Genomic DNA, 483 nt, shown 5'->3' with positions numbered 1-483 from the left:
AGAGCGCTCAGATATAGTCTCCACTAATGAGGGAAATCACCGTGCCCAGCAGCGCCGTTGCGCTCCGATCCGACAAGCCGCTGACCCCGGCCATGGTCTCTGCCATCTGGGAACTGGCCTCGGCGCTCGACGCCGCCCGCATCCCCGCCGAGGTGGACAACAGCGTCTGGCTGGAAGTCCCCTCGCGGCTGCTGCGCGGCGAGGACGGCCGCAACGATAACGTCTGGCTCCGCGAGTGCCTGATGCGTCTGACCGGGGTGCAGCTCAGCGGCGAGTGGCGGGGCGATCCATGGGGCGCAGTCCTGCTGGCCGAATGGAAGATTACCCAGGGCGGCTCAATGGTGCGGGCGCTGATCCCGCCCGCCGGTGTCCACGCCCTCCGCAGCCCGCAGAACTTCGCCAAGATCGAGGCCCGCGCCGCCCACAGCCTGACTGGCCACGGCCGCCAGCTCTACGTGCTGCTTGCCGACAAGAAGCGCCTTG

The 483-nt window shown here is 68.3% G+C and carries 1 protein-coding gene; it reads left to right on the top strand.

Annotated features, from left to right (window positions below):
* Positions 1-41: 41 nt before the first annotated feature.
* Positions 42-483: hypothetical protein (locus tag ACTJI6_RS24255; protein ID WP_440804356.1), on the top strand; the 442-nt coding region annotated here is incomplete at its 3' end.

Source organism: Paracoccus sp. 22332 (genome assembly GCF_052045125.1).
Lineage (GTDB): Bacteria > Pseudomonadota > Alphaproteobacteria > Rhodobacterales > Rhodobacteraceae > Paracoccus > Paracoccus haematequi_A.
This window is presented reverse-complemented; position numbering and strand designations above follow the sequence as displayed.